The organism is Hymenobacter roseosalivarius DSM 11622, assembly GCF_900176135.1.
Lineage (GTDB): Bacteria > Bacteroidota > Bacteroidia > Cytophagales > Hymenobacteraceae > Hymenobacter > Hymenobacter roseosalivarius.
In genome coordinates this window covers 15,360-28,518 of record NZ_FWWW01000093.1, presented here as the reverse complement: position 1 = coordinate 28,518, position 13,159 = coordinate 15,360, and the positions used below count along the sequence as shown (strand labels likewise).

Sequence of the window (13,159 nt, the reverse complement as noted above, 5' to 3'; positions counted from 1 at the left end):
ATGTACCCCCTTCCTCTACTTTTCACTGGCCTACTTTAGGGGGGGTGGTCGGGTCAAGCGGGACAGAAAAGGGTCTTACCTTTCTTACGTCATGGCTACTCCTTCTAAACCCACTAAACGGCGCACGTACGATGCAGCTTTCAAAGCCGTTCGGCGCAGGCCGCTGCTCGTGCTCTCAACATCAGTCCCAAGCTGCTCTATAAGTGGCAACAAGCTGCCCAAACACCCGTTGCGGCAGCGATGGGGACCACCCTGGACCCGGCCATGGCTACCGAGTTGCGCCAGTTGCGAGCCGCCAATCGGCGGCAAGCGCAAGAGTTGGAGATTTTAAAAAAGCCATCGCCATCTTTTCACAGACCAGCGACCAATGAGCCGCTACCATTTCATTGACGCACACCGCGCAGACTATCCCGTGCGCCGCCTCTGCCAGGTGCTGCTGGTGACCCCGAGCCGCTACTATGCTTGGTGCCAAGGCCAGTAGGTGATAGTAGCGGAAGTACCCGCTTGGGAACTAGCTTTGATTCAAGTATTTGCTACGCACAAAAGCCGGTATGGCACCCGTCGGCGGCGCGCGGCCCTACAGCAGCAGGGGCATCGCGTAGGCCGCCAGGCCCTGCGCACGGCGATGCACCGCCGGCAGCTACGGGCTTTGCAGCCCAAGGCGTACACGCCACGCACTACCAACTCGACGCATGGCCTACGCTGTGCCCCGAACCGTCTGCTGGACCAACCGCCCGTGGTGCAGGCGAATCGGGTCTGGGTCAGCGACATCACCTATTTGCCAATCGCCAGTGGCGCGTGGGCGTACCTATGTGCCTTCCAAGACGTGGCCAGCAAGCACGTCGTCGGCTGGCAGGTGATGGCCACCATGCCGGAAGAGTTGATTATCGTTGCTTTGCAACGAGCCCTGTTCGCCCAGCAACCAACGCCGGGATTACTCGTGCACTCGAACCGGGGTGGGCAGTACTGCGGCAACAAGTACCGCGCCCTCTTGCACACCCATGGGGCCTTGCGCTCGCAAAGTCGCCGCGGCGAGTGCTACGACAACGCCCAGGCCGAAAGCCTCTGGTCCCGGCTCAAAACCGAAGAATTAGAACGCCGGGAGTGGCCCGTTTTTGCCGACTTAGCCGACGCGCAGGCCAGCGTCGCCGACTATTTTGACTACTATAATTACGAGCGGCTGCACTCCAGCATTGGGTATCAGCTGCCTTATCTTGCTCACCAACAGCTGCTTTCATAAACGACCCTAAACTGTCCTACCTAACTGGACCACCTCAGTCGCTGACCCAGACCTGATTCGGGGCCGTGGGGGCCAGCTGGCCGAGCAAGCGGTTGGGGGCGGCGTGCACGGCCGGGTCCGAATCGGTGGTGCGAGGCACGAACGAGCGGGGCTGCTGGGCCCGCAGGCCGTGGGCTTGGAGCACGCGGCGGATGCGCCAGCGGCCCACGGCATGCCCCTGGGCCTGGACTTCGGCCCGCAGCCGACGCGTTCCGTAACGCTGGCTGTGGTACACAAACGCTTCGCGCACCGCGACTTGCCAGGCCGGCTCGACCGCCGGCACCTGTTGGCGGCGCTGCCAGGCGTAATACGCGGCCGGGGTCACGCGCAGCACTTGGCAGAGCTGGCGCACCGGCACCTGGCCGGCCCGTTGGGCGATATGCTGGTAGGCGCTCACCGGGTCGGCTGGCCGAAGATGACCAAGGCTTTTTTTAAAATATCCAGCTCTTGCTCGGCCCGCTTGAGGCGGGCGCGCAGGGCCCGGACCTCCGGGTCGCGCACCCGCCTCTACGCTGCCGACCTCGGCCACCACCTGGGCCTGCTGCCAGCGGTAGAGCAGCTTCGGGCTGATGCCCAACTGCCGGGCTGCCGCCTGCGTGCTCCGGCTTTCGGACGCCAAGCGCAGGGCCTCCGCTTTAAACGCCTCGTCGTATGTACGTCGTTTGTCGGGCGACGCCCCGCTCTTTTGTGCTGTCATTACAGAAGAAATAGTCGTCCTTCTTCTGTCCGTCATCCCTAGACCACCTCAAGGGATACGGTGTCGCTGCAAGGATAACACCGGATTCCAGCGCTGCAGCAGAATGTCACGTGCTGCAAGTGCTTGGTCTAGTAACCCTGCGCGACGGGTGATGGCGAAGCATTCGCCCGCACACGACTGAAGAGAAAGGAAGACAGCCCCTCACATGAGGGGCTGTCTGGTTTCAGCTAGTTTACCAAAAGGCGGCGCGTGAATGTTTGCTCCCCGGCTTGCACGTGGACCAGGTACACCCCGGGTAGTAAGCCACTCAAATCAAGTTGTATCTGTGCACTCGTTACAAGGCTGGTGCGTACGCTACGCCCGAGCGCGTCTCGTAGCGTTACCGTAGTATGCTTCGCCCTGGCTGATGCTGGCAAGTACACGTTGGTGCTCCCGTGCGCGGGATTTGGTGCTAGGCTGAAGCTTGGGTGTTGTTAAACAAATAGGGCAAAACCTCCGAATCGGGCGCACAATCATCTAATTTTTTTGGTTAGCTCTTTGACTGACAATGAGTTACTCAAAGCATGGGCAAAAGTATAGTCTTAACGTTCTTTTTCGCTGACGGATTTCGATAGCCTTGAGGGACGTGTAAAGCGCCCTGTTTTTCGCTGCTCTTACGCCTCGTTTGCACCTTATCACCAGCAACCACGCCATTTGACCACGGACTCGGAGGTTTTGCCCTATTTGTTTAACAACACCCACTTAAAGAAGACCATTGGATCCAGCGAGGGCTGACCGGTATGGCTGTACTGGGCTTGCGTTTCCGGATAGAGGAAGCGCAGGTCCAGCAACTCGTCGAGCCGGCGGTAGAGGTTATGCCGCGGCACCCGCTCGGAAAGGCAGAACTGGCTGACTACTTGATCGGTGAACTGCTTTTTGCCTTGCATCTTCTCTCTACGAGAACACCCGACAGCAGGCTACCACTTCTGCAACAGCCACTACACTTTGCTGGCCCCAGTCAACGAATAGTGGCCGGTTAGTTCTGGAGGGGGTCAGAAAGTGGGACTATCTGCGTCACTTGTAGACCCCACCTTTGTGACCTGTTCGGCATCCCTATCGCCTCCTCACGCTTAGGCCAACGACGACCAGCACCTCAACACGTTGTTAGAACAGGTGACGGCTCGCGGATGAGTTGGCCGCCGAACAACCGGCAGGGCGAATTCAACTTCTCCGGTGAAACCCTAGAAAACCTCTCTTTTTTGACGTAGAAGCCCTATTTATCTTCCATTGGAAGGCGATTTCCAGCCCATCGCTTAACTTTTGGACCAAACGTTTAACCAAGGCCAACTGCGCCTATTTATCGTCTTTGTCCCGAGAAAAGTGCTGCTGGAATAAAAAAGCCCCCTGTCTGAAATTTCCGGGTGTTGGCCGTTGGAGTTTATTGGTTACTTCGCTGCTTAACTACACGCTGAACGAAGTGGCGATGAATCAGCAAGTCTTTCTCAGCCCCAGCCCGTCGGCTGCCTCCTCTCCGGCGGACGCATCTGCTGGCCTCTGCTTAGGAACTGAGCGGACCCGCGTGCAGGCCGTCGATGTGGTGGGGGGGCTCGTGATGGTCATCATGGCCCTGGACCACATCCGCGAGTTCTGGACCCCCATGGTGATGCGGGCCGAGGACGTTGCGCAAGCCTCGGCGGCGCTGTTTTTCACGCGTTGGGTCACGCACTTCTGCGCGCCCACCTTCGTGTTTCTCTCGGGCGTGAGCATCTGGCTGTCCGCGCGAAAGCACCGCTCGCGAGCCCGCACAAGCAGTTTTTTACTCACGCGGGGCCTGTGGCTGGTGGCGGTGGAAGTGGTGCTCATCAGCTTCGTGCTGCAATGGCAGACCAGCATGATTCTGCTGGAAGTCATCTGGGCTATTGGGGGGAGTATGGTGCTGCTGGTCGCCCTTATCTGGCTGCCCCGAGGCGTACTCGCAGCCTTAGCCATTGTCATTATCGCCGGGCATAATGCCCTCCCAGTTATCCAGCCCGTCACGGCCAGCAACGCCGGCTGGGCGCTGCTGCGCAACCCGCCCTTTCTGCTGCCGATTGGGACCCTGCCCCCGCTGCTGGTGGCCTATTCCATTGGGTCGTGGCTGGGCGTTATGCTGGCCGGCTACGTGCTGGGGCCTTGGTTTGCCCTGCCGCTGCCACAGCGCAACCGCCGGCTGCGCCTAGCTAGCATGTTGGCCCTGGGGCTGTTGGTGGCTTTGCGCGCCACCAACTGGTACGGCGACCCCGCACCCTGGAGTGTGCAGCCGCGCGGCCTCGGCTACACCGCGCTTTCCTTTCTCAACGTGACCAAGTACCCGCCGTCCCTGCTGTTTCTGTGCCTTACCCTGGGCGGGGCGCTGCTGCTGCTCAGCGTGGCGGAAAAGGCTACGAGCCGGCCGGCCCGGTGGCTGCGTACCTTTGGGCAGGTGCCTTTTTTCTACTTTGTCGCCCACCTGCTGCTCATTAGCGGCGCCGCCTGGGTCTGGACCCGGGTCACCTTTGGCCAGCCGGTGAACTTCTCCTTTGTTTCCGTCAAGGAATGGCCCGCCGCTTACCACCCCAGCCTGCTGCGGGCCTACGCCGTGTGGGCCCTAGTAATTCTGACGCTGTACTGGCCCTGTCGCTGGTATCAGCGCTACAAGCAGCGCCATTCCTACTGGTGGCGGTCCTACCTATGAGGGAATCGGGCAGCGCACTAGGGCCGGGAATGCCTGCCATTTCGATTAAGCCTTTTCAGCTGACGGCGGCAAAACCTGGGAAGTAAACTGGATTGCCACCGACACCCGAATCAAGGCCCCGAAACCCTAACCCCGACCCGACACGAAGCACGCTGCAACACTCCTGGGCCAGGTAGCTAACCAACGGACTTTCCCAGCCCTCTCCACGCCCCGGATGGTGCTGTATGCCGGCCTGCTGGTAGGCACGTTTGACATCCTAGCGGCTTTTACAAGCTTCTTCATTTCCACGGAAAATAACCCACTACTAATCCTGAAGGCTATTGCCAGCGGTGTATTGGGGCGCGCCGCCTTTTCGGGGGCTGGGGGCACTATGCTGCTGGGCCTGAGCCTGCACTTTTTCATTGCCCTCACCTTTACGGCTTTGTTTTTTCGGTTGTATCGGAGGGTGGGTTTTATTTCTCGAAATAAGGTGGCGGCCGGGGTATTGTATGGCTTGTTGATTTGGGCAGTAATGAATCTGCTGGTGCTGCCGCTGAGCCAAGTCCCGGTCAGGCCCTTCCAACCGTTCCACGCCCTTAGAGAGGCCCTGATACTTGTGTTCATGATTGGGGTGCCGCTGGCTTTTCTGGCCGGTCGCCCTTTCGATTTGAAGTCGTGACTATGCGCTGGACACCGTCATGTTACGTATGCCCTCGGCAGCCGCTCAAGAGGTTCGGCGCAGGTTGTTTTTCACCACCTAGGGCAGCACTCCTGTCCTAAGCGTACATTCAGGTCCATGAACCTCTTGCAAACCGTGTTTCAGGCCGCCGGCATTCCCGTGCGCCCCCGGCTGTTCTGGGGGATGGCCGCCCTGTTCTGGAGCAGTTTTGTCCTGCTGGGCTACCTGCAAACCAACGCGTACTGGTCGCTGCAGGGCGGCCATGGCCTCACCCGCTCCGAGACGCTGGACTTGCTGCTGCGCAGTTTGCTCTGGTTTTTAAGCACCCCCCTCATCCTGTATTTGGTGCACCGCGCACCCCTCACGTCGCCGCGGCAGCCGGGCAGGCTGGCCCGCCACCTGGCCATCCATTTGGCAGCTCAGTTCACGCTCAATTTAATCATTGCCTGCGTGGTGTACGGCTTACTTTATAAAGTCCTGGGGCTGCACACCGGCCGCTCCTGGGGCCCCGATGGGGTGTGGGCCAGCACGCTCCTGCGGCTCAGCAATTCACTGGCCATGTACATGCTGCTGGTGTTTGTGCACAGCGTGGTGGCCTATGCCTACCGCATCTAAGCTCTGCACCACCAAAACGCCCGCTACGAGCTGGCCAACGAGCAGCTCAAGGCGCAACTCTCCGGGGCCCAGCTGCAGGCCCTGAAAATGCAGCTCAATCCCCATTTCCTCTTCAATACCCACCACGCCATTGTGGGCCTGATTCTGGAGCAGGAGAATGACCGCGCCATTGATATGGTCACCTCGCTCAGCGACTTGCTCCGGGCCGTCATCGCCAACGGCGACGCGCAGCTCATCCCCTTGCGGGAGGAGCTGGAGTTTGTCACCAAATACCTGCACATCCAGCAGATTCGCTTCCAGGACCGCCTGCGCATCGAGCTGGCCATCGCCCCGGACACCCGGGACTGCCTGTTTCCGCAGTTTCTGCTGCAGCCCCTGGTGGAAAATGCCATGGTGCACGGCATCGAGCAGCTGGCCGGCGACGCCCTGGTACGCATCGAGGCCCGCCGCGAGGGCGAGCAGCTGCTAGTAGAAGTGCGCGACAACGGCCGGGGTGCCACCAAGCCCAGCGCAACGCGGCGCCCCGGCCCGGCCCCGGCCGAAGGCATCGGCCTAAGCAACACCCGGGCCCGGCTGGAAAAGCTTTACGATGGCCGCGCGCACCTCGAGTTCAGCCAGCCCGCTACCGGCGGCACCGTGGTGGTGGTGCGGGTACCCTACGAGGGCAAGCCTGCGCCGGCCCAGACTTTTGCTACCCCTGAACCTGCCATCGTATGAGCTACCGGGCCCTGGTCATCGACGACGAACGGATTTCGCGGCGTATCATCCACACCTTTCTGCGGGAGGAGCCAGCCATTGAAGTGGTGGGCGAGGCGGCCAACGGCACCGAGGCGGTGCTGCAAATCCTGCAGCTGCGGCCTGATCTCGTGTTCCTGGACGTGCAGATGCCCGAGCTCGACGGCTTCGAGGTGCTGCACGAAATCTGGCCCTACCACCAGCCCTTCGTCGTCTTCACCACCGCCTTCGACCAATACGCCCTGCGCGCCTTCGAAGTCAGCGCTACCGACTACCTGCTTAAGCCGTTTGACCGGCTCCGCTTTCAGCAAGCTGTGGAGCGCGTCAAGCAGCACCTGGCTGCGCGCAGTAGCGCCGAATCCAGCCTCACACTGCAGGCATTGCTGACGGAAGTGGGCCCGCCCACCCCCACTTTCCTGCAACGCATCCTGCTGAAAGTGCAGCGCCGCCTGTTCTTTGTAAAGACGGCGGATATCCTGTATTTCGAGGCCGACCGCAACTACATAAGTGTGCATACGGCCACTAAAAATCACCTCATTTACCAGAGCCTGACCCAACTCGAGCCCCAACTGGCCCCGTTGGACTTCACCCGCATCAACCGCTCCTGCATCGTGGGCCTGAACCACATCGCCGAGCTGGAAACCTACTTCAACGGCGAGTACCTGGTGAAAATGAACAACGGCGAAACGCTCAAGTGGACCCGCAACTACCGCGACAACCTGGCCTCCTTTCACGGCCTACCGCGTTAGCCGCTGTTAACTCACTCCTTTCCATCCTTCCCGAGCACCAACTGCCTTTCCAGATGCCTTAGTTCGGCAGATTTGGCCCTTACCCCTTATGAATTTGAAAGCAACTTACGCGCCGTTGCCCGTCCTGGTCGCGCTCTGCCTGGCCGCCTGCGCGCCGGTGCGGGCCCAGGAAAGCCCCGCTCCCCTGGCCCTGGGCCAAACCTTTACGCTCGCCTCGGCGGCCCTCGGCGGCCCTCGGCGAAACCCGCCGCATCAACGTGTACCTGCCAGCCGCCTACGCCGACTCTTCCGGTACTGCCCGCCTACCGGTCCTGTATATGCCCGATGGCGGCATGGCCGAAGACTTTTTGCACGTGGCCGGGCTGGTGCAGGTGTTGACAGGCAACGGCACCATGCGCCCGTTTATCCTGGTCGGCATCGAAAACACCCAGCGCCGGCGCGACCTCACCGGCCCGACCACCAACCCGGAAGAACTGAAAATTGCCCCGCGGGTTGGCGGGTCGGCCGCCTACCGTACCTTTATTCGCACGGAGCTGATGCCCCTCATCCGGCAACGCTACCGCACCACTGCCGAGATGGGGATTGTCGGGGAGTCGCTGGCCGGCTTGTTTGTCGTGGAAACGTTGGTATTGGAGCCGGCTTTGTTCGATACCTACGTGGCCTTTGACCCCAGCGTGTGGTGGAATCAGGGTCAGCTGGTGGGCCAGGCAGAGAAGATGCTGCGCACGTACAAAGGCTCAGCCAAAACGCTGTACATAGGGTCGAGCCGCGACAATGAAAAAATACCCCAGTCGCGCCGCCTGGCGTCCTTGCTCCGTGGCGCCCCGAAGAGCAGCATCATCTGGTATTATCAGCCCCTGCCGGAGGAAACGCACGCCACTATTTATCATCCCGCGGCGCTCCAGGCTTTTCGAACCGTCTTCAAGCCGAAGACGCGGTCCACCAGCAAGTAACCCGGGTCGGGGCCGGTTTATCTTCATCAAACGGCCGGGCATGATATCCTCTGCCTCCTCATCCATCTGGTATTTTTCCGGCAGTAGACTTTCGCCATTTCCTTGCAGACCCGTTCCCTGTTCCGTTATTGCATCCGCTCAAATTTTCCAGCCCTACTTGGGGCCTCTCAGGAAATGGAGAATATAGGGTGTTGTTAAACAAATAGGGGAAAACCTCCGACTTGGTTCTAGGGGTCGCCCTAGAGTAGGAACGAAAAACGAACTGTATTAAGAAGCAAGGGTTGGGACTAATTTTCTGGCAAAATCAGCTTGATAGGGAACGCCCGGTTTAACGATGGCAACCGTGACCGGCGACGTCACCGAAGAGCAGGTCCTGGCCTTGGTGGAAGACGCTGGCTTCAAGGCCGAAAAGGCCTAATTATCCCCCTTGAATAATCTTACGGCGTACGGGCCGTAGCTTTTTAAATTACCCTGCTGCCGTACCGGCGGGTCCACTCGAACCACTCGAACCGATGAAACGCAAGATGATGCTGTTCGGCGCTGCGGCGCTGCTCTCCGGCGGGGTTCTGTTTAGCTTTACCAGCCCCACGGTTACCGCCGCCAACCGCTCGCTGAAAGGCACTCCCGATTGTCCCCTAGTGCAAAACTGCGCGCAAGTCGGCACACCGGCCTGCGCGGCGGATGCTCCCGCCTGCTGCATGGCCAAGTAAGTCCCCATTTATTTAACTCGAACGCCCGGCCCTGCCGGGCGTTCGAGTTTTAGCCAGTAGCAGGATGAGATTCTACAACACGCAGGCAACCGGGCTTAGAGGAGTTGTCTGCTACCGCAGTGCTTAGCTCCCCACGTTAAGCTACTTTCTTTTCCCCCTCCAAGCGATTCTTTCGATAGTGGAAAAAGCCCCTGAACTGGATGACCAGCACGGGCAGGATGAGGGCGGCCAACAGCAGTGGATAAGGTAGTTGGCGGCTTTCAATGACCTGATAGGAAACGCCGTGCACGATCACCAGCACGTAGAGAAGGTAATTCCAGCGCTGCCAGTATTTCCAGCGTGGGGCCTTGAGCCTGCGCAGGGAGAGGTCGTTGGAAAGGGCCAGCAGCAGGATCAGGATAATCCCGCCGGCCAGCCCCATATAGTTGGCAAACCCAGACAGGTCGGCCCGCAGCGACAGTTCCTTGGTGAGCTTGTCTTCTTCGAAGAAATAGAGCAGCATGTTGCCCATGTGTACCTGCCACCCAATGGCTACGTGGGCCAGCCCGACGATGCCGCTCCAGATGCCAATATCCCGGCGCAGGTCCGTTGATACGGGGTTGCGCTGCTTACGCAAAACGTTCAGGGGACCGGTCAGTAGGGTCATGTTCAGCAACAAGAGGGAAGCATAGGCCGTGCTCATGCCCCACTTGTAGTTAACATCCGGCGAATTCACCGCCAAATAAAGGCTGCTGAGCAGTAGCCCACTGAGAAGCGCTAGCAACCCATGATGATAAAACCTTCGGGAAGGGCGGCTAGCGGTGGTGGCAGTCATGAACAGCGAAATACGGATAAGAAGGAGGCGGAGGCTAATTGGAAGCGGGACGATAAGCGACCAGTGGTTTTGGTGTTGCTTCCGCTATCTGCTACAACGTTTGTCGTTGGGCGGGAGTCAGCCGGCGGGTGAACCAGTAATCTAGCCCAGCGTGGCCGTGAGCCACTTAAACAACTCCTGATACACCCGCTCCCGTATGAGTTGGCGCGAGAGCATCAGGTCGTGCATCCCGCCCGCAACGGCGTAAACTGTGACGCGTGGCCCCAGCCGGGGGGCCAGCGCGCGGATGTCGCGCACGTTCAGCACACCGTCGGCGCGGAAGTATTCCTCGCTCCAGCCAGGGGCCTGCACCGTCTGGGCGGCGTGCAGCACCAGTATGGGCAGCGCGAGGGCGAGGCCGCGCCGGATGCGCCGGTGGCCGGCGTGAATGGCGCGCAGCCACCCGGTGGTAATAGGGAACACCACCACCGGCTTCCAGGGCAGATGGTAATTCCACTCGCCCCGGTGCTGCTGGTGCAGGCTGGCGCCGTAGTCGGTGGGCAGGGTACCGGGAATTTTCAGGTTGGGCGCGAACCGGCCCACGGTGGCGGCCAGCGGAATACCCAGATGCTTGCTCACCCAGTCTTGGTGCATCGCTAGAAAGGGGCTGTTAAGAAACAGCGCCGATATAGCCGACCGGTTTTGCCCTTCCTGCGCGTAGAGGGCCGCCACGAGGCCGCCGGTGGAGTGGCCGCTGAGCAGAATAGTGGCGTGGCCTTCAGCCCGCAGCACGGCCAGCGCCGCGTCCAGGTCAGCGTAGTATTCGCGCAAGTCACGCACGTTGTTAGGCCGCTGGTGGGGTAGCCAGGAGCGGCCGTATTTGCGTAGGTCGAGGGCGTAAAAACCGTAGCCGTGCTGCTGGTAGCGCAGGGCCATTTCCCGCTGAAAAAAGTAATCGTTGAAGCCGTGCACGTACAGCACCGCCTTGGTAGCAGGGCCCGTGGGCCGGAGCCGGACGAGCGTGCTCTGCACCGCGCCTTCGTAGTCGGCCGGCTGCGGCAATACGCGCAGCTCGAAGTCGGGGCCCAGGATATCGGGTTGATAGGAAGAGCAAACAGCCATAAAAATTGCAAACAAATTCAGCGCCGTTACGCGTCTACAGCGCACCTTCGCGGGGAATTATGGCATAAATCTATGCGTTAAAATGCCCCCGGCCCAACTCTCCCGGCGTCGGCACCACTAGGTAGGCTGCGCGGGACCTTGCGGGGGATTCCTTAGGGAAGCGGCTGAAAAATGAGGTGGTCCGGCTTAGCTAGACCACCTCATTTTGCCCCCTACCGTCCCTACCCTTGAATTGTGGTACTTTGCTGCTATAAGCATTATCCGTGTGAGCTACGACCTACTGGTTTTCAGCAAAGAGGCAGCTCCGAAAACGCGGGCTGAATTTATGGCTTGGTATTCCGCACAAACGGCATGGGCAGAGGAGCATACCTACGATGACCCGGCTATACCCCCCCCCCTGAGCTTCAGTCCTGGTTAATAGAAATGGTGCAGACATTTCCGGATATGAACGGTCCTGACGCGACCGATGACCACGCGAGTGCTTACGAAACAGGCTATTGCATCGGCAGCGCGGTTATCTATGCCGCCTTCAGCTGGTCACTGACAAAGGAAGCGAACGAGACGGCTTACCGGTTGGCACGGAAGTATCAAGCTGGCTTTTATGCCCCCAGTTTTGAGGGCCCTATACTACTTCTTGAAAGCGGCGAATTGAGGCCAATGGAAGAAGCTGACAAGCAGAATCAAGACCTGAAGAAACCTTGGTGGAAATTGTGGAGCAGATGACGCTGATATACATTTGGGGGTTGCGGTAGTACTTGGGCGAAGAATGACGGGAGGGCCACAAAGGTGGAAGAAGAAGCGTTACCACCTGCTCCTCCACCCACCAGACTTGCTTTCCCTACTGGGAAGAGAAGCGATGTAACCACTAACCACCCGGCTATTTGTCCTCCATTAGTTGAATGGCAGCTACTTGTTTGCCTAGCGTCATTCTTCGTCCAAGTACTACCGCAACCCCTACACGGCTACCTATACCTTGCAAGATGTCTGATATCCCCTATTCATCCGAACTATTTGAAACCGCGGACGCCGAAATCCGGTCGTTGCGGGAGGAAAACCGCCAGCTGCGCACCGGCCGGACAGCGGCTACGGCGCGGCAGGCCGACTCCGACGACTACGAGCGGAGCCAGGTGCGTTTCCGCACCGTGTTCGAGAACTCGGCGCTGGGCCAGAAAATCATTGCCCCCGACCTGACCATTCACCAGGCCAACCCCGCCGTAGTGGCCATGCTGGGCTACGCCCGCCCAGCCGAGCTGCTCGGCCAGCGCATTCTCGACATTGCCCACCCCGACCACTGGGCCGATTGGCACGAGCTACAGCGGCAGCTCTGGACCCACCGCCGGCCCAATTTCACCCTGGAAACGCGCCTGGTGCGGGCCAACGGCACCACTTTCTGGTGCCAGGTCACGTCGGTGCTGTTTCCCGACGACGGGGCCGAGCTGGGCTACACTATCCTGGAGGACATCAGCGCCCGCAAGGCGGCCGAGCAGGCGGTGCTGCGGCTGGAACGGACGCAACAGCAGCAGCTCGCCCACGCCGTGCTAGCGGCGCAGGAAGCCGAGCGGGCGCGCATTGCCGAGGACCTGCACAACGGTCTGGGCCAGCTGCTCTGCGCCGTGCAGCTGCAACTGGACCAGGTGGCGGCCCAAGCCGGGGCCGGCCCCCTGACCGAGCAACTGCGCCCGCCCCTGGCCCTGCTGCAAACGGCCATCCGGCAGACGCGCACGCTCTCCCACCAGCTCATTCCGCTGGTGCTCCAGGACTTCGGGCTGGCGGCGGCCTTGCACGACATTGGGCAGACCTTGAGCTTGCTGCGGCTGCGCTGCGTGGTGGGCAAGTTGCCGGTGTTGCCCCAAGACCTGAGCCTGGCGCTCTACCGCATGGCCCAGGAGCTGGCCCACAACATCGTACAGCACGCCGACGCGGGCGAGGCCACGCTGCGCCTGAGCGAGTTCGACGGCTGGCTGGAGCTGGTGGCCGACGACGACGGGCGCGGGTTCGAGCCGGAGCAGCCGCGCCCGCCTAGCCTGGGCCTGAACGCGCTGCGCGACCGGGTGCGGCTGCTCAACGGGGAGCTGACGCTGACCTCCGCACCGGGCGAGGGCACACACGTGCTAGTGCGCATTCCCGGCAGTGCGCTGGCGGCCGAGGAAGCATAG

Annotated in this window: 14 protein-coding genes and 2 pseudogenes; 11 read left to right on the top strand and 5 right to left on the bottom strand. The window is 60.5% G+C overall.

Features of this window, described 5'->3' with window-relative positions:
* Positions 1 to 156 precede the first annotated feature (156 nt).
* Positions 157 to 390: pseudogene (locus B9A24_RS23290) on the top strand (transposase); the annotation flags it as partial.
* A gap of 127 nt (positions 391 to 517) precedes the next feature.
* Positions 518 to 1,240 carry an IS3 family transposase gene (locus tag B9A24_RS17900; RefSeq protein WP_159452099.1) on the top strand — a complete coding sequence of 241 codons (723 nt, stop codon included), beginning with the start codon at positions 518 to 520 and terminating at the stop codon, positions 1,238 to 1,240.
* Positions 1,241 to 1,274: 34 nt separating this feature from the next.
* Here the strand turns inward: B9A24_RS17900 and B9A24_RS17895 are convergent, their stop codons facing one another.
* From B9A24_RS17895 to B9A24_RS17885, 3 genes and pseudogenes are all read right to left on the bottom strand, one after another.
* Complete coding sequence (locus B9A24_RS17895; protein ID WP_143435027.1) at positions 1,275 to 1,976, bottom strand: transposase; 702 nt, start codon at positions 1,974 to 1,976, stop codon at positions 1,275 to 1,277.
* 227 nt (positions 1,977 to 2,203) lie between these two features.
* Positions 2,204 to 2,416 (bottom strand): annotated as a pseudogene (locus B9A24_RS23285) (T9SS type A sorting domain-containing protein); the annotation flags it as partial.
* 279 nt (positions 2,417 to 2,695) lie between these two features.
* Positions 2,696 to 2,902, bottom strand: coding sequence for a transposase (locus tag B9A24_RS17885; RefSeq protein ID WP_084447381.1), 207 nt, complete (start codon positions 2,900 to 2,902; stop codon positions 2,696 to 2,698).
* A 419-nt stretch (positions 2,903 to 3,321) separates the two neighbouring features.
* Here B9A24_RS17885 and B9A24_RS17880 point away from each other — a divergent pair, with 419 nt between their 5' ends.
* The 7 genes from B9A24_RS17880 (at position 3,322) to B9A24_RS17850 (ending at position 9,088) form a co-directional block, all read left to right on the top strand.
* Positions 3,322 to 4,668 carry an acetyltransferase domain-containing protein gene (locus tag B9A24_RS17880; RefSeq protein WP_143435026.1) on the top strand — a complete coding sequence of 449 codons (1,347 nt, stop codon included), beginning with the start codon at positions 3,322 to 3,324 and terminating at the stop codon, positions 4,666 to 4,668.
* A 214-nt stretch (positions 4,669 to 4,882) separates the two neighbouring features.
* Positions 4,883 to 5,326 (top strand): hypothetical protein, encoded by a 444-nt coding sequence (locus tag B9A24_RS17875; protein ID WP_084447379.1) that lies wholly within the window; start codon positions 4,883 to 4,885, stop codon positions 5,324 to 5,326.
* A gap of 117 nt (positions 5,327 to 5,443) precedes the next feature.
* Positions 5,444 to 5,941: a hypothetical protein gene (locus tag B9A24_RS17870; protein WP_084447378.1), complete on the top strand. Its 498-nt coding sequence runs from the start codon at positions 5,444 to 5,446 to the stop codon at positions 5,939 to 5,941.
* Between the two features lie 3 nt (positions 5,942 to 5,944).
* Positions 5,945 to 6,658 carry a sensor histidine kinase gene (locus B9A24_RS17865; RefSeq protein WP_317044260.1) on the top strand — a complete coding sequence of 238 codons (714 nt, stop codon included), beginning with the start codon at positions 5,945 to 5,947 and terminating at the stop codon, positions 6,656 to 6,658.
* On the top strand, positions 6,655 to 7,425 hold the full coding sequence (locus B9A24_RS17860) for a LytR/AlgR family response regulator transcription factor (protein ID WP_084447376.1): 771 nt from the start codon (positions 6,655 to 6,657) through the stop codon (positions 7,423 to 7,425). The genes B9A24_RS17865 and B9A24_RS17860 overlap by 4 nt, the downstream gene beginning before the upstream one ends.
* Positions 7,426 to 7,682: 257 nt before the next feature.
* Positions 7,683 to 8,378: an alpha/beta hydrolase gene (locus tag B9A24_RS17855; protein WP_200813966.1), complete on the top strand. Its 696-nt coding sequence runs from the start codon at positions 7,683 to 7,685 to the stop codon at positions 8,376 to 8,378.
* A gap of 512 nt (positions 8,379 to 8,890) precedes the next feature.
* Complete coding sequence (locus tag B9A24_RS17850; protein ID WP_084447375.1) at positions 8,891 to 9,088, top strand: hypothetical protein; 198 nt, start codon at positions 8,891 to 8,893, stop codon at positions 9,086 to 9,088.
* 136 nt (positions 9,089 to 9,224) lie between these two features.
* On the opposite strand, the gene B9A24_RS17845 is transcribed toward B9A24_RS17850, so the two are convergent.
* Both B9A24_RS17845 and B9A24_RS17840 read right to left on the bottom strand, forming a co-directional pair.
* A complete protein-coding gene (locus tag B9A24_RS17845; RefSeq protein ID WP_084447374.1) occupies positions 9,225 to 9,902 on the bottom strand; it encodes a ferric reductase-like transmembrane domain-containing protein in 678 nt (225 codons plus the stop codon).
* A gap of 141 nt (positions 9,903 to 10,043) precedes the next feature.
* Complete coding sequence (locus B9A24_RS17840; protein WP_084447373.1) at positions 10,044 to 11,003, bottom strand: alpha/beta hydrolase; 960 nt, start codon at positions 11,001 to 11,003, stop codon at positions 10,044 to 10,046.
* A gap of 423 nt (positions 11,004 to 11,426) precedes the next feature.
* Between B9A24_RS17840 and B9A24_RS22435 the strand changes: the two genes are divergently transcribed.
* Entirely contained in the window at positions 11,427 to 11,726 is a 300-nt protein-coding gene (locus B9A24_RS22435; protein ID WP_200813965.1) for a hypothetical protein, read from the top strand.
* A gap of 257 nt (positions 11,727 to 11,983) precedes the next feature.
* Positions 11,984 to 13,159 carry a PAS domain-containing sensor histidine kinase gene (locus B9A24_RS17830; RefSeq protein ID WP_159452097.1) on the top strand — a complete coding sequence of 392 codons (1,176 nt, stop codon included), beginning with the start codon at positions 11,984 to 11,986 and terminating at the stop codon, positions 13,157 to 13,159.